The organism is Bacteroides sp. OF03-11BH (assembly GCF_003604005.1).
GTDB classification, from domain to species: domain Bacteria; phylum Bacteroidota; class Bacteroidia; order Bacteroidales; family Bacteroidaceae; genus Bacteroides; species Bacteroides ovatus.
Genome location: NZ_QTMW01000042.1, coordinates 1 through 15,799, shown reverse-complemented (window position 1 = coordinate 15,799; position 15,799 = coordinate 1). Strand labels below are relative to the sequence as shown.

The 15,799-nt window shown below is 38.7% G+C and carries 12 protein-coding genes; 9 read left to right on the top strand and 3 right to left on the bottom strand.

Annotation, left to right across the window (positions count from 1 at the left end; genetic code table 11):
• Positions 1–60 precede the first annotated feature (60 nt).
• Entirely contained in the window at positions 61–1,224 is a 1,164-nt protein-coding gene (locus tag DXA54_RS21995; RefSeq protein ID WP_004322945.1) for a FecR family protein, read from the bottom strand.
• 62 nt (positions 1,225–1,286) lie between these two features.
• A complete protein-coding gene (locus tag DXA54_RS21990; protein ID WP_004312254.1) occupies positions 1,287–1,889 on the bottom strand; it encodes an RNA polymerase sigma-70 factor in 603 nt (200 codons plus the stop codon).
• 44 nt (positions 1,890–1,933) lie between these two features.
• Here DXA54_RS21990 and DXA54_RS21985 point away from each other — a divergent pair, with 44 nt between their 5' ends.
• Together DXA54_RS21985 and DXA54_RS21980 are read left to right on the top strand one after the other, a co-directional pair.
• Positions 1,934–2,941, top strand: coding sequence for an NAD-dependent epimerase/dehydratase family protein (locus tag DXA54_RS21985; protein WP_004302697.1), 1,008 nt, complete (start codon positions 1,934–1,936; stop codon positions 2,939–2,941).
• Positions 2,932–3,897, top strand: a complete 966-nt coding sequence (locus DXA54_RS21980) for a phosphatase PAP2 family protein (RefSeq protein ID WP_004312256.1) — start codon at positions 2,932–2,934, stop codon at positions 3,895–3,897. Before DXA54_RS21985 ends, DXA54_RS21980 begins: the two co-directional genes overlap by 10 nt.
• A 90-nt stretch (positions 3,898–3,987) precedes the next feature.
• On the opposite strand, the gene dusB is transcribed toward DXA54_RS21980, so the two are convergent.
• Positions 3,988–4,983, bottom strand: coding sequence for a tRNA dihydrouridine synthase DusB (dusB, locus tag DXA54_RS21975; protein ID WP_008646729.1), 996 nt, complete (start codon positions 4,981–4,983; stop codon positions 3,988–3,990).
• Between the two features lie 124 nt (positions 4,984–5,107).
• On the opposite strand from dusB, the gene DXA54_RS21970 reads away from it, so the two are divergent.
• The 7 genes from DXA54_RS21970 to cas2 all read left to right on the top strand — a co-directional run bounded on the left by DXA54_RS21970 (position 5,108) and on the right by cas2 (position 15,648).
• Entirely contained in the window at positions 5,108–6,397 is a 1,290-nt protein-coding gene (locus DXA54_RS21970) for a peptidase U32 family protein (protein ID WP_120080659.1), read from the top strand.
• 45 nt (positions 6,398–6,442) lie between these two features.
• The gene (locus tag DXA54_RS21965) at positions 6,443–6,844 is read left to right on the top strand and encodes an acyl-CoA thioesterase (protein WP_004302689.1); all 402 of its coding nucleotides are present in this window, start codon (positions 6,443–6,445) and stop codon (positions 6,842–6,844) included.
• The gene (gene dprA / locus DXA54_RS21960; protein ID WP_004322956.1) at positions 6,841–7,965 is read left to right on the top strand and encodes a DNA-processing protein DprA; all 1,125 of its coding nucleotides are present in this window, start codon (positions 6,841–6,843) and stop codon (positions 7,963–7,965) included. Before DXA54_RS21965 ends, dprA begins: the two co-directional genes overlap by 4 nt.
• 883 nt (positions 7,966–8,848) lie before the next feature.
• A complete protein-coding gene (cas9, locus tag DXA54_RS21955) occupies positions 8,849–13,381 on the top strand; it encodes a type II CRISPR RNA-guided endonuclease Cas9 (RefSeq protein ID WP_120080657.1) in 4,533 nt (1,510 codons plus the stop codon).
• On the top strand, positions 13,378–14,391 hold the full coding sequence (locus tag DXA54_RS21950) for a virulence RhuM family protein (RefSeq protein ID WP_009001197.1): 1,014 nt from the start codon (positions 13,378–13,380) through the stop codon (positions 14,389–14,391). Before cas9 ends, DXA54_RS21950 begins: the two co-directional genes overlap by 4 nt.
• Positions 14,384–15,316, top strand: a complete 933-nt coding sequence (gene cas1 / locus DXA54_RS21945; RefSeq protein WP_009001196.1) for a type II CRISPR-associated endonuclease Cas1 — start codon at positions 14,384–14,386, stop codon at positions 15,314–15,316. Before DXA54_RS21950 ends, cas1 begins: the two co-directional genes overlap by 8 nt.
• A complete protein-coding gene (gene cas2 / locus DXA54_RS21940) occupies positions 15,316–15,648 on the top strand; it encodes a CRISPR-associated endonuclease Cas2 (RefSeq protein ID WP_009001195.1) in 333 nt (110 codons plus the stop codon). The genes cas1 and cas2 overlap by 1 nt, the downstream gene beginning before the upstream one ends.
• Positions 15,649–15,799 lie beyond the last annotated feature (151 nt).

Genomic DNA, 15,799 nt, shown 5'->3' with positions numbered 1-15,799 from the left:
TAATAAAAGTGATATTTTGTTGTATTTTGCATAGATTAGTTATACTTATGCAATAAAAATCTAGTCTACAGTAAGCGTATTGCCTTGCAAGGTGACTGTCACTTTTTTCATTCTATTAAGTAATGAGATTGTATGTTCCAGGTCTTTGGTACGATCGGATATAAAGTGCATTTTATACTCCATCGCTTCTTTGTTTCTGAACTCTATGTTTACATTGTACCAACGTCCCAAATTTTGCATAATATCTTTCAATGTGACATTGTCAAAGTAGAAATAGCCGTCTTTCCAATAAACATAGGAGTCTAGATCTACTTCTGCCAGGATAAAGTTGCCATCAGATTGCAGATGTGCATCTTCTCCCGGATATAGTCTGGTATATGATCCTCCTTTGGTATTGCTGACTTCTACTTTTCCATTAATAAGCACTACATGAGTATCTTCAGGAGTATAGCTGCGTATATTAAATTCAGTACCGAGAACGCGGGTTTGCACAGTTTTGGTTTTTACGATGAAAGGTCGCTCCGGATCTTTGGCCACTTTAAAATAAGCCTCACCTTCTAAAGTGACGATACGTTCGTCGCCAATAAAGGCCGTTGGATAGACAAAGTTACTATTGGCATTGAGCCAGACCTCCGTGCCGTCACATAACACTACCTTGAAACTTTCACCGCGTGGAACAGTGAGTACATGTGTTTGAGTGGTCGTTGAAATGACTTGCCTGTAATCCAATTCTTTCTTTTCGGACTTTGAGATCATTTTCTGTGGTAAGGTTTGATTGTTTGATTGCGGTTCGTCTAATACAATCTTTTCTCCGTTATCTTTTTGCAGAGTGATATGTTGAGGGGCAGCATCCGCAGTAAATACTGTGATTGGTTCCAGGGCAGGGGTCGTCAGGGTATTGATAAGATAGTAAGTTCCAAATAGAACGGCAATCATGGCGGCTATTCCCATACTTACTTTCCAGAAGTTGGAACGCATTCTTGCCGTGTACTGTTTTTTCTTGAATCGTTCTAGCTCCATCTCTATATTGGGTAGTTCCATTCCACTTTTTTGTTGTAGGAAGAGGCTGCTATCCATGATGTCGCGACAAGCCTGCAGGGTTTCTTCATCTTTAAGCATTTCCTGCAGTTGTTCGACGTTTATTTCTGAAGAGCTCTCCATAATGTCGAGTGCCTTCTCTACAGATTTATCTGTACTATCTATATTGTCAATATCTTTATTCATCACTGTTCGACTGTATCATACTTATTTATATTACGTTTAATCATAAAATAAAGACACCTGCTTTATGATTTTTTTGCACATTCTTCACGTATCACCTGTAATGCTTTCACAATATGCTTCCTGACTGCACTGACACTAATATTTAATTCCTCTGCCACTTCCTGATATTTTTTGCGTTGAATATAACATTCTTCTAAAATATGCCTGGTATGTGGAGTCAGTTTTTCCATCGCCTTACTGATATGCATCATTCTTTCATCCTGCTCCTGATACTCCGTCTCAACATAACTTTTGGTCAGTTCGGAATAGATTTGTACGTATTGTTCGTGTGTATTCTGATGCCGCAGGAAATCAATGCTTTTGTTGCGAACGTAGACATATAGATAAGATTTAGCTGTGGCTTTATCTATTTTAGCATAATTGGCCCAAATAAATTCGAAGGCGTCGCTGACGATATCTTTGCTAGCCTCCATATTATTAATCAAATGAAATGCGTAATAATAAAGTTGAGGATAGTACTCTTTAAAAAGAAAATCAAAATCGGCCTTATCTTCCACGTGCTTTAAAAGTGTTGAATAGTAAATAAATCGCGTTGCAAATAAACAAATAATAATTGAGAAAAGCAAAATGGCTTTTATTTTATATTTATCGTATCTTTGTGGCATCATATTTTTTGAATCAATATTCATGTAGAACCAGGGAAGTAATAATGGAGAGTGTTTTAATTACAGGTGCAAGTGGTTTTATAGGAAGTTTCATCGTGGAGGAAGCGTTGAAACGAAAGTTTGGTGTGTGGGCCGGAATTCGCCCCACGAGTAGCAAGCGGTATTTAAAGAACCGGAAAATTCACTTTCTGGAACTGGACTTTGCACATCCCAATGAGCTTCGCGCCCAACTCTCCGGGCATAAAGGTACTTACAGCAAATTTGATTATATCATCCATTGCGCCGGTGTGACAAAGTGTTCTGATAAAAAGACCTTTGATTATGTGAATTATCTTCAGACTAAATATTTTATAGACACGCTGAAGGAATTGAATATGGTTCCGAAGCAGTTTATATATATTAGCACGTTGAGTGTATTCGGACCTGTACGTGAGAAGGATTATACTCCGATAAGCGGAGAAGATACTCCGATGCCTAATACGGCTTATGGATTGAGTAAATTGAAAGCGGAATTATATATTCAGAGTATTCCCGGTTTTCCTTATGTCATTTATCGTCCTACGGGAGTCTATGGTCCCCGTGAGTCAGACTATTTCCTGATGGCCAAGTCCATTCAGAAGCATGTAGACTTTTCGGTCGGTTTCCGTCGTCAGGACTTGACTTTTGTTTATGTGAAGGACATTGTGCAGGCGATTTTTCTGGGAATGGAGAAAAAAGTGGTTCAAAAGGCGTATTTCCTGACAGATGGGAAAATCTATAGAAGTCGTGCCTTTTCGGATCTGATACAAAAAGAATTGGGCAATCCGTTTGTTCTTCACTTGAAATGTCCATTAATTGTGCTAAAAGTTATATCTTTGTTCGCTGAATTCATTGCTACACGTTCCGGGAGGAGCAGTACCCTGAATTCGGATAAATATAAGATAATGAAACAACGCAACTGGCAATGCGACATATCCCCGGTAATGAAAGAACTTGGGTATGTACCCGAATATGATTTGGAAAAGGGAGTTCGTGAAACCATTGCCTGGTATAAAAATGAAGGATGGCTTTAGACTTATTTAAGCGCGTAGAAACCCGGAAAGGGTTGTTTGCTGTGGAAAAGATTACACTGATTTATAATCTGTTGACTTCCATATTGATTCTATTCCTGTTTCAGCGAATGGATCATCCATGGCACATGTTGCTGGATAGGGCTATGATCGCGGCGATGACCTTTTTGTTGATGTATCTTTATCGTCTTGCCCCCTGTAAGTTTTCAGCGTTTGTGCGCATTGTTATCCAGATGAGTCTATTGTCTTACTGGTATCCGGATACTTTCGAGTTCAATCGTTTCTTTCCGAATTTAGACCATGTATTTGCAACTGCCGAGGAGTTTATTTTCAATGGTCAGCCTGCTATCTGGTTTTGCCATACGTTTCCGCACCTTATCGTCAGTGAAGCATTCAATATGGGATATTTCTTTTATTATCCGATGATGCTGATTGTGGCATTGTTTTATTTCATTTATAAGTTTGAGTGGTTCGAAAAGATGTCTTTTGTTCTCGTCACTTCCTTCTTTATCTATTATCTGATTTATATATTCGTTCCTGTCGCGGGGCCTCAATTCTATTTCCCTGCCATCGGGATTGATAATGTATCTAAAGGTATTTTCCCTGCTATCGGTGACTATTTCAATCATAATCAGGAATTACTTCCCGGACCGGGTTATCAGCATGGATTCTTTTATAGCTTAGTGGAGGGCTCACAGCAGGTAGGCGAACGTCCTACGGCAGCATTCCCCAGTTCACACGTCGGTATTTCTACTATTTTGATGATTATGGCATGGCGTGGCAGCAAGAAATTGTTTGCTTGTCTGATACCTTTCTATATGTTGCTTTGCGGGGCTACCGTATATATTCAGGCACATTATGTGATTGATGCCATTGTAGGGTTTTTCTCTGCATTCCTATTGTATGTGGTTGTGACCTGGATGTTTAAGAAGTGGTTTGCACAACCGATGTTTAAGTAGAAAATTGGAATATACTTCTGTATTTTGAAACAGATAATCTCCATCCGCAGGAGTCAGAGTTTGCGGATGAAGATTATGATCTATGGTAGATTAAATTTCCGGATTCTCTTTACGTTGGAAAGTGATTTCTTCAAATATGCGGAAAAGCTCTTCCTTTGTTTCTGCCCGTAACATGGCAATACGCGTATTACGGAAATTAGGGATTCCTTTGAATAATGGGCTGGCAGCCAAATGACGGCGTACATGCAGAATACCTCTGCGCTCATCAAGTAGATTTACACTGTCGACCACTTCCTGGCGAAGCACCTCCATGCACCAGTCGAAACTTAGCGGTGGTAATTCTTCCCCAGTCTCCAGATAGTGTTTCACTTCTTTGAATATCCATGGACGACCAAAGCTGGCACGACCAATCATGACAGCATCTACTCCGTAATGGTCAAAACACTCTTTGCAGCGTTGAGGCGTCGTCACGTCACCATTACCGATAATAGGAATATGCATCCGTGGATTATTCTTCACTTCGCCTATTAATGTCCAGTCTGCTTCTCCGGTATACATTTGTGCACGGGTGCGGCCATGTATAGTCAGTGCAGCAATACCACAATCCTGTAACTGTTCTGCTAGCTCTACAATTACTTTGTTGTTAGCATCCCATCCTAGGCGGGTCTTGACCGTTACGGGGATTTTCACCGCATCTACTACCGCACGGGTGATCTCCAGCATCTTGGGGATATTCTGTAACATACCTGCTCCTGCTCCTTTTCCGGCTACTCTTTTTACCGGGCATCCGAAATTGATATCCAGAATATCAGGTTGTGCCTGTTCCACAATCTTGGCAGCTTCCACCATCGTTTCCGTATCTTTCCCGTATATCTGGATGGCAACGGGACGTTCGGCATCACTGATACTTAGTTTCTGCGCAGTCTTGCTGACAGCGCGAATCAGCGCATCGCTCGACACAAATTCGGTGTATACCATATCTGCTCCGAACCTCTTGCACATCAGGCGGAAAGCCGGATCAGTCACATCCTCCATCGGAGCAAGTAAGATGGGATATTTACCCAAATCTATTTGGCCTATCTTCATATATGAATCTGATATTTACTGTTTATGATTGAAGTAACTTCTTGTTTTCGCTGCAAAAATACGGAAAAAAGCCTACCTTTGTACGCATTCATTTGCTTAACTGATACAAATAAGTATATATTCTATGAGTCTTAGTTTGAAAGATTTTGAAATAATGGCTCCTGTCGGTTCGCGCGAATCTCTTGCTGCGGCTATTCAGGCAGGTGCTGATTCTATCTATTTCGGTATAGAAAACCTGAACATGCGTGCCCGTTCGGCCAATACGTTTACGATTGATGATTTGCGGGAGATCTCCCGTACGTGTGATGAACACGGGATGAAAAGTTACTTGACGGTCAACACGATTATCTATGATAAAGATATTCCATTGATGCATACCATTGTCGATGCAGCCAAGGAAGCCGGAATCTCTGCGGTGATTGCAGCTGATGTGGCGGTGATGAACTATGCCCGTCAGATAGGGCAGGAGGTACACCTTTCCACTCAACTGAACATCTCCAATGCAGAGGCTTTAAAATTCTACGCACAATTTGCAGATGTGGTAGTATTGGCCCGTGAGTTGAATCTGGAGCAGGTAGCCGAAATCTATCGCCAGATTCAGGAAGAACATATTTGTGGTCCGAGCGGTGAACAGATTCGCATTGAGATGTTCTGTCACGGTGCGCTTTGTATGGCTGTATCGGGTAAATGTTACCTCTCTTTGCATGAGATGAACCATTCTGCCAACCGCGGCGCTTGTATGCAGGTGTGTCGCCGTTCCTATACAGTCCGTGACAAAGAGACGGATGTGGAACTGGATATTGATAACGAATATATCATGTCACCGAAAGATTTGAAGACCATTCACTTTATGAATAAGATGTTGGATGCCGGTGTGCGTGTATTCAAAATTGAAGGCCGTGCCCGTGGACCTGAATATGTACGTACAGTGGTAGAATGTTACAAAGAGGCTATCAAAGCTTATCTGGAAGGAACATTTACCGATGAAAAGATTGCAGCTTGGGACGAACGTCTGAAAACAGTATTCAACCGCGGCTTTTGGGATGGCTATTATTTGGGACAACGTTTAGGCGAATGGACCAGAAACTATGGCTCGGCAGCTACGGAACGTAAGATATATGTAGGTAAAGGTATCAAATACTTCTCTAACATTGGAGTTTCCGAATTTCTGGTAGAGGCTGCGGAAGTTAGCGTAGGCGATAAACTTCTCATTACCGGACCGACCACAGGTGCTCTATTCATGACTTTGGAAGAAGCCCGTGTTGACTTGGAATCCGTGCAGACTGTGAAGAAAGGCCAGCACTTCTCCATGAAATCAGATAAGATACGCCCCAGTGACAAGCTGTATAAACTGGTATCAACCGAAGAACTGAAGAAGTTCAAAGGACTCGATATTGAGCAAAAGAGAGGCTAACTGCTATTTCTCAACTTTTAATTTTTAATCTTCAATTTTTAACTGATGAACTATATTTATGAATTGGAAATGAAGGTGCGTGATTACGAGTGCGACCTTCAAGGGATTGTTAATAATGCGAACTATCAGCATTATCTGGAACATACCCGCCATGAGTTTCTGACGTCGGTAGGCATCAGTTTTGCTGCACTCCACGAACAGGGAGTCGATCCGGTAGTGGCACGCATTAATATGGCATTCAAAACGCCGTTGAAAAGCGGAGACGAGTTTGTCTCTAAACTTTATATGAAGAAGGAAGGTATCAAATATGTATTCTATCAGGATATTTTCCGTAAGAGTGATAATAAAGTAGTAGTGAAATCCACTGTTGAAACGGTATGTGTGGTAAACGGACGTTTGAGTGACAGCGAATTATTCGATAGCGTCTTTGCCCCTTACCTGAAATGAGCAGTTCCGAGGAAGAACAGATTTATAGTATCGCCCTGACAATGGTGCCCGGTATTGGGCACATAGGGGCGAAACATCTGATAGACGGAATGAATAATGCTGTTGATGTCTTCCGTCTGCGTAAAGAAATACCGGAACGTATTCCTGAAGTGAGTCAACGGGTGGTAGATGCGTTGGATTGTCCACAAGCTGTGATCCGTGCCGAACAGGAATATGAATTTATCCGGAAGAACCGGATCTCCTGCCTGACTTTCCATGACGAGGCTTATCCTTCCCGTTTGCGGGAATGTGAAGATGCTCCTATTGTCCTTTTCTTTAAAGGAAATACCGATTTGAATTCCCTGCATATAATAAATATGGTAGGCACTCGTAATGCCACTGATTATGGTACCCGGATTTGCGCCTCTTTCTTACGCGATCTGAAAACACTTTGTCCTGATGTGTTGGTAGTCAGCGGACTTGCTTACGGAATCGATATTCATGCGCATCGTGAAGCGCTGGTCAATGATCTGCCTACGGTAGGTGTCCTTGCTCACGGTCTGGATCGTATTTATCCTTATGTCCATCGGAAAACGGCCATTGATATGCTCGAAAAAGGAGGACTATTGACCGAATTTCTGTCCGGTACGAATCCCGACAAACATAATTTCGTCAGTCGTAACCGCATTGTCGCAGGTATGTGTGATGCTACGGTTGTCATTGAATCGGCAGAAAAAGGAGGCTCATTAATCACTGCTGAACTTGCTGAAGGCTATCATCGCGATTGTTTTGCTTTTCCCGGCCGGATAAATGATGAATATTCAAAGGGGTGTAATCGGTTGATTAGAGATAATAAGGCTTCCTTACTATTATCGGCTGAAGATCTTGTACAGGCAATGGGATGGAATATACCAACAACTTCTTCCGAAAAAGTAAATGTGCAACGTAGTCTTTTTCTCGACTTGTCCGAAGAAGAACAGAAGATTGTCTCTATCCTGGAGAAACAGGGGAATTTACAGATTAATTCTCTGGTAGTAGAAGCAGATATTCCCGTACATAAGATAAATGCTATTCTTTTTGAACTGGAAATGAAAGGAGTAGTTCGTGTATTGGCAGGAGGAATGTATCAGTTATTGAATTAACTCGTATAGACTAACCTCATATATGGATATAAAAAAAGGAGCAACGCCTTGCTCCAACCTTTGTTAACCTTAAATCTAATACTATGAAAAAAATCACATGGCAAATGTAAGCGTTCAACTTATTCTTTCCAAATAATTCTGTTGTATTTGTTTCTCTTTTAAATTCTTTCACTGATTTTCACTGTTATCGGACACGACGCACTTCTAATGGATAAAGTTTGGCACTTTCATGGTAAGTAATGGAAAGAAATGCAAGCTTTCTTGAATATGTTTTCATGGTCATTCGAAGGGTTCGTGAAATAAGGCTTAAAATAAGTGCTTTGTTGGTTTAAAAGGAACGCCCCGTTGGTTTAAAACCAAGGCATCGTTCCTTTAAAACCAACGAGGTGTTCCTTTTAAAGGAAAATGTGTACTTGTATGTTGCTGTGTAATATATAGAATTATCTTTTCATAATAGCCATGGTGGATTTTTTTGCTGTCAAATTCAATGACTACCAATGAATGCTTTTATGAGAATGCTATAACACTAATGCTTGTCACTACGGAGCATAAATTTTATATAATAAAGAAAAGTGTTACGAGGACTATTGGGGAAAATCAACAAAAAGTTCTCATAAATGTATAGAAGGAGATTATGTGATTCATTCGAAGAATTTGGTGTTGAAGGATGATATAACCTATCTGCTGATATGGGATGTTTTGTTTGTAGTAGTACAAAAAAGGCGAGGCAAATGCCCCACCTTGAATGTTTTCACAACGGAATAATCCTTATTGTGATTTGCTTTTAATTAGTGTGACAAAGATAGTAATTTATTTTGTTTTAATGTCTAATTTGTGGAAAAATATTAATATATTTGATGAGTTATAATAAGATAGGGCAAATATGAAAAGAATATTAGGACTGGATTTGGGAACCAACAGTATTGGTTGGGCATTGGTTGACAGCGAAGAGCAGAGAATTTTAGGAATGGGTAGTCGGATTATTCCTATGGATCAGGGTGTGTTGGATACTTTCAGTGGGGGAAATCCGGTAGAGACTCAAACAGCTGCGCGAACGGCCTATCGTGGCACACGCCGATTGCGCGAAAGAGCATTATTACGTCGTGAGCGTCTGATTCGTGTTTTGAATATGATGAAGTTTTTACCCGAACATTATGCTTCTCAAATAGATTTTGAGAAGCGATTAGGACAATTTTTTGATGAAAAGGAGCCCAAACTAGCTTGGAAACAAAATGATGAAGGGAGGTTCGAGTTTATTTTTCAACAGTCTTTTAATGAAATGATAGAAGAATTTAAGAATAAGGGGGTGGTTAGAGAAGATAAAAAAATCCCATATGATTGGACTATCTATTATTTGCGTAAGAAAGCTCTTTCTCAAGAGATAGAGAAGGAAGAACTAGCTTGGATTTTATTAAATTTCAATCAGAAACGGGGATATTATCAATTAAGAGGGGAAGAAGAGGAAGAGAACCCTAATAAATTAGTAGAATATTATTCATTGAAAATAGTGGATGTCATAGCCGATGAAAAACCGAATAGTAAAGGTGATATATGGTATTCTTTACATTTAGAAAACGGCTGGATTTATCGTCGCTCCAGTAAGATTCCGTTATTTGGATGGAAAGATAAAACACGTGATTTTATTGTTACTACAGATTTGAACGACGACGGGACGGTTAAAAAAGATAAGGAAGGAATAGAAAAGCGGTCTTTTCGTGCGCCAAGCGAAAATGATTGGGTATTGTTGAAAAAGAAGACGGAGAGTGATATAGAAAAGTCTCATAAAACAGTTGGTGCGTATGTCTATGAGACATTACTGCAAAATCCTATGCAAAAAGTTCGTGGAAAGCTTGTACGGACAATCGAACGTAAGTTCTACAAGGATGAACTGAAACAAATTCTTGAGAAACAAAGAGAGTTTCATCCCGAATTGAGAGATGAAGATTTATACAACGACTGTGTAAGAGAGTTATATCGGAGTAATGAGACGTACCAATTTATTTTAAGTAAAAGAGATTTTGTTTATTTATTCTTGGACGATATTTTATTTTATCAGAGACCATTACGGAGTCAGAAGTCTGCGATAGGTGATTGCATACTTGAATTTAAAACATACAAAGATAAAGATGGAAATAATATTAAAGAGTATTTGAAGGTCATTTCAAAATCCAATCCTCTTTATCAGGAATTCCGTATATGGCAATGGCTGTACAATTTGAAGATATATCGGAAGGAAGATGACGAAGATGTTACTTTGCAATTTATTGCAAACATTGAAGATAAAGAACAGCTATTTGATTTCTTAAGTAATAGGAAAAGTATAGAACAGAAACCTTTGCTTGAATATTTGATAAAGGCAAAAGGTCTGAAAAAACAGGTAAAGACAGAGGCATATCGATGGAATTATGTTGAAGATAAGATATATCCTTGCAGTGAAACAAAAACGATGATTTCTACACGTTTGGCTAAAGTAGAAAATATTCCAGATAATTTCTTTACAAAAGAAATAGAACAAAAACTTTGGCATATCATTTATTCTGTTACAGATAAAAATGAGTTTGAGAAAGCGTTGAGAACTTTTGCAAAAAAGTATGATTTAGATATTGCTTCTTTTGTAGATAATTTCAAGAAAATTCCTCCTTTTAAAAATGAATATGGATCATTCTCCGAAAAAGCAATAAAGAAACTGTTACCTTTGATGCGTTTGGGGAAATACTGGAAATGGAATGATATTGATAATAATACCCAAAATAGAATATCCAAAATAATCACAGGCGAGTATGATGAGGAAATTAAGGATATAGTTCGTGAAAAGTCTATTGCTTTAACTAATGAAAACGATTTTCAAGGTTTACAGTTATGGTTGGCTCAATATCTTGTTTATGGGCGACATTCAGAAGCAGATATTGCAGGAAAATGGCATTCGGTTGCTGATTTAGAAAAGTATTTGAATGAGTTTAAACAGCATTCCTTACGTAATCCGATTGTAGAACAAATAATTACGGAAACTTTACGGGTAGTGAGAGATATTTGGCGAAAATACGGACAAGGAGCAGAAAACTTTTTTAGTGAAATCCATGTTGAGCTTGGACGTGATATGAAGAACACTGCTGACGAAAGGAAAAAAATAGTTAATGTTGTAACAGAAAATGAGAATACCAATTTGCGAATCAAAGCATTATTAATGGAATTAAAGAATAATTCTGATGGCAAATTGGAGGTTGAAAATGTCCGTCCTTATTCACCCACGCAACAGGATATTCTGAAAATATATGAAGAGTATGCAATTAGCACTGGGCTTGATAACGAAAAGGATGAAAAGGTAAAGGAAGATATAAAGAAAATAAGCAGGGTTGCACAACCCACAACGACAGAACTACAACGCTACAAACTATGGTTGGAGCAAAAATATTGTTCTCCATATACGGGTAAGGTCATCCCGTTAGGGAAGCTCTTTACCGAAGAATATCAGATTGAGCATATCATTCCAAAATCTCGTTACTATGATGATAGTTTCAGTAATAAAGTAATTTGTGAGGCCGCTGTAAATAAATTGAAGGATAAATGTTTAGGGTTGGAGTTTATAAAAAACTACCATGGGCAGATTGTGGAAACAGGCTTTGGACAAAAAGTAACTATCTTTGATGAGGAGGCGTATCAGAATTTTGTAAAGCAGCATTATGCTTATAATCATTCCAAGAGGACAAAGCTTCTATTGGAAGAAATACCTGAAAAGATGATAGAACGCCAAATGAATGATACACGTTACATCAGCAAATTTGTTCTCCCTCTTTTGTCAAATCTTGTACGTGCAAAAGAAAATGACAATGGAGTAAACTCAAAAAATGTACTTCCTGTAAATGGCAAGATTACAACTATGTTGAAACAAGATTGGGGGTTGAATGATGTTTGGAATGATTTGATTCTTCCTCGTTTTGTGCGGATGAATGAGTTGGCAAAGACTATCGCATTCACCAGTTGGAATGAACAACATCAAAAATATTTGCCTACTGTTCCATTAGAACTATCAAAAGGGTTTCAAAAGAAGCGTATTGATCATCGGCATCATGCAATGGATGCTTTGGTAATAGCCTGTGCAACTCGTGACCATGTCAATCTGTTAAACAATAAACATGCAAATACAGATACAATTCGATATGATTTACAACGAAAATTACGATTGTTTGAGCGAGTGACATATATTGACCCGCAAACAAAGAACAATGTAACAAAAGATATTCCGAAAGAATTTAAAAAGCCATGGGATAATTTCACTGTTGATGCCCGTAATAAATTGGAAAAAATTATTGTTAGCTTTAAACAAAACCTGCGTATAATTAATAAGGCAACCAATATATATACGAAATATGAAAACGGTAAAAAGATAAAGGTAGGCCAGAAAGGTCTTAATTGGGCAATTCGTAAACCTCTACACAAAGAAACTGTATTTGCAAAAGTATCACTTCGTAAAAGAAAAACCGTGCGTTTGAGTGAGGCTTTAAAAGATTGGAAAAAGATAGTCGATAAAAAGCTAAAACAAGAAATAAAACGGCTTACCTGTCAATATGGTAAATTTGATGTGGATACAATCTTGCGATATTTTAAAGATCGGAAGTACCAGTTTGGAGAAGTAGATGTATCAAAAGTAAAAATGTATTATTTTGATGAAGAAAATGCGGCGGTGCGAAAAAATGTAGATACATCTTTTACAGAAAAGTTTATTCAAGGATCTGTAACAGACACTGGCATACAAAAAATCTTGCTTAATCATTTAGAGGCAAAAGGGAATAAGGTTGAAATTGCGTTCTCTCCTGAAGGTATTGAGGAGATGAACAAGAATATCATTCAGCTTAATGAAGGGAAGTTGCATCTTCCAATATTTAAAGTTCGTGTTTATGAAACAATTGGTAATAAATTCTCTGTTGGAGTAAAAGGAAACAAGAAAGACAAATATGTGGAAGCGGCAAAGGGAACCAATTTGTTCTTTGCTATATATGTAGATGAAAATGGTATTCGTTCTTATGAAACTATACCTTTAAATATCGTAATAGAACGTTTAAAACAAGGATTAAGTGTGGTTCCGGAAAAAAATAGAAAGGAACATAGTCTATTATTTTATTTATCTCCTAATGATTTGGTATATGTGCCTATAGAGGATGAACGAGAAAACATTCACGCTGTTAATTTGGACCAACTTAATAATGAACAACGGAAGAGAATTTATAAAATGGTAAGTTGTACAGGTTCAGAGTGCCATTTTGTTCCTTATTATGTAGCAAGTCCTATAGTAAACAAAGTTGAATATTCGTCATTGAATAAGATTGGAAGGAGTCTGACTGGCGAGATGATTAAAGACGTTTGTATAAAACTAAAAGTTGATCGATTAGGAAATATTAAAGGAATATCTGGCTTATGAATAAAAACAATAACACCCCAATTCCCTCTGATTTCTTTCTTTACAAAGACAGTAATGGAGAAGTGAAAGTCGAAATCTATATTTTTAATGAAACAGTTTGGCTGACACAGGATAAGATTGCGCAATTGTTTGGAGTAGATAGAAGCGTAGTGACAAAACATTTGAAGAATATCTTTCAAACGGCTGAATTGCAGGAGGATTCAGTTAGTGCAAAAATTGCACTAACTGCTGCTGATGGTAAAAAGTATCAAACGAAGCTATACAATCTTGATGCTATCTTATCCGTAGGCTACCGTGTCAACAGCATTCAGGCCACACATTTTAGAATCTGGGCAAACAGCGTACTGAAAGAATATTTGATTAAGGGTTTTGCCATGAACGACGAGCGATTAAAAAATCCACAAATGCTATTCGGCAAAGATTATTTCGAGGAGCAATTGGCTCGTATTCGTGATATTCGTAGCAGTGAACGTCGTTTTTATCAGAAGATAACTGATATTTATTCGCAATGTAGTGCTGATTACGAAGCTGGTAGCGAGGTGACAAAGACGTTTTTTGCAACTGTTCAGAATAAGTTGCATTGGGCAATTTCCGGACAGACGGCAGCGGAGATAATTGTTGCCCGTGTGGATGCAGAGAAACCTAATATGGGATTGACTACTTGGAAAAATGCGCCTAACGGGATGATTCGTAAACCGGATGTATCCATCGCAAAGAACTATCTCAATGAAACTGAAATGGATGATTTGAATCGTATTGTTTCGATGTATTTGGATTATGCAGAACGTCAAGCGAAAAAAGGACAGGTGATGTATATGAAAGATTGGGTGAAGAAGCTAGATGCATTCTTGCAATTTAACGAAGAAGCGGTATTGCAACATAGTGGGCAGGTGAGCCATGAGGTCGCCAAAGCATTGGCGGAACAAGAATATGACAAGTTTCATACTAGGCAACTTCGGAATTACGAATCGGACTTTGATAAACTTTTGAAAGGAATGAATCATGATTAAGAAAACACTTTATTTCGGAAATCCGGTTTATCTGTCGTTGCGCAATGCGCAGTTAGTTATTAAATTGCCTGATGTGGAAAAAGCAACGGCCTTACCGGAAGTATTGAAAAAGCAGGCGGAAGTGACAAAACCTATAGAAGACATTGGCATTGTAGTTTTGGATAACAAGCAAATCACCATCACTTCCGGTGTGTTGGAGGCTTTGCTTGAAAACACTTGCTCTGTAATCACTTGCGATAGTAAGAGTATGCCAGTTGGACTGATGCTTCCTCTTTATGGAAATACAACGCAGAATGAGCGTTTTCGTGAACAATTAGACGCTTCGTTGCCGTTGAAGAAACAACTTTGGCAACAAACTATTCAGGCGAAGATTAACAACCAAGCATCTGTGCTCAAAGATTGTATGAATGAAGAGGTAAAGTGTATGCGCGTGTGGGCAGCTGATGTACGTAGTGGCGACCCTGATAATTTGGAAGCACGTGCTGCTGCATATTATTGGAAATCTTTATTTGCAGATGTTGACGGTTTTACGCGAGATCGTGAAGGTATTCCTCCAAATAACCTATTAAACTACGGATATGCAATTCTTCGTGCAGTGGTAGCACGTGGGTTGGTAATAAGTGGATTACTTCCTACTTTGGGTATCCATCATCATAATCGATACAATGCTTATTGCTTGGCGGATGATATTATGGAACCTTATCGTCCTTATGTGGATGAATTAGTATTTAGCTTGATACAGGAGTATGGAATGGGTGTGGAGCTAACGAAAGAGGTGAAAACGCGATTGCTTATTATTCCGACATTGGAAGTAATAATTGGAGGTAAACGCAGTCCGTTGATGATTGCTGTGGGGCAAACTACTGCCTCACTTTATAAATGTTTCAATGGAGAGCTTCGCCGAGTTGCCTATCCCGAACGGTAATGGATCGTCTTAGTGAATATCGTATAATGTGGGTGCTCGTTCTTTTTGATTTGCCAACTGAAACGAAGAAGGAAAAGAAGGCTTATGCGGATTTCAGAAAGAATCTGCAAAAAGATGGTTTTACGATGTTTCAGTTTTCCATTTATGTACGTCACTGTGCTAGTAGCGAGAATGCAGCAGTACATATAAAAAGAGTTAAATCTTTCCTTCCGGAACTAGGGCATGTTGGAGTCATGTGTATTACGGATAAACAATTTGGGGACATAGAACTTTTCTATGGAAAGAAGGCGCAGAGTGTCAATACACCAGGGCAGCAATTGGAATTGTTTTAGAACACAAAATCTCGCATTAATGCGAGATTTTGTGTTGGGAACAGTCTTCTTTTTTCTTTTCTAATCTTCTTTGTAACTAATTGAATTACATCTTATTATATGAAATGTATTGTTCCCAATGGTTCAAAGATACTAATTTGAAAGCAAATCA

Bases quoted from the DNA above. Each gene is read 5' to 3' on its own strand.
- cas9 (WP_120080657.1), top strand. From the start codon at position 8,849: ATGAAAAGAATATTAGGACTGGATTTGGGAACCAACAGTATTGGTTGG.
- DXA54_RS21965 (WP_004302689.1), top strand. From the start codon at position 6,443: ATGAACTATATTTATGAATTGGAAATGAAGGTGCGTGATTACGAGTGC.
- DXA54_RS21990 (WP_004312254.1), bottom strand. From the start codon at position 1,889: ATGCCACAAAGATACGATAAATATAAAATAAAAGCCATTTTGCTTTTC.
- dprA (WP_004322956.1), top strand. From the start codon at position 6,841: ATGAGCAGTTCCGAGGAAGAACAGATTTATAGTATCGCCCTGACAATG.
- dusB (WP_008646729.1), bottom strand. From the start codon at position 4,983: ATGAAGATAGGCCAAATAGATTTGGGTAAATATCCCATCTTACTTGCT.
- cas1 (WP_009001196.1), top strand. From the start codon at position 14,384: ATGATTAAGAAAACACTTTATTTCGGAAATCCGGTTTATCTGTCGTTG.
- DXA54_RS21970 (WP_120080659.1), top strand. From the start codon at position 5,108: ATGAGTCTTAGTTTGAAAGATTTTGAAATAATGGCTCCTGTCGGTTCG.
- cas2 (WP_009001195.1), top strand. From the start codon at position 15,316: ATGGATCGTCTTAGTGAATATCGTATAATGTGGGTGCTCGTTCTTTTT.
- DXA54_RS21980 (WP_004312256.1), top strand. From the start codon at position 2,932: ATGGCTTTAGACTTATTTAAGCGCGTAGAAACCCGGAAAGGGTTGTTT.
- DXA54_RS21995 (WP_004322945.1), bottom strand. From the start codon at position 1,224: ATGAATAAAGATATTGACAATATAGATAGTACAGATAAATCTGTAGAG.
- DXA54_RS21985 (WP_004302697.1), top strand. From the start codon at position 1,934: ATGGAGAGTGTTTTAATTACAGGTGCAAGTGGTTTTATAGGAAGTTTC.
- DXA54_RS21950 (WP_009001197.1), top strand. From the start codon at position 13,378: ATGAATAAAAACAATAACACCCCAATTCCCTCTGATTTCTTTCTTTAC.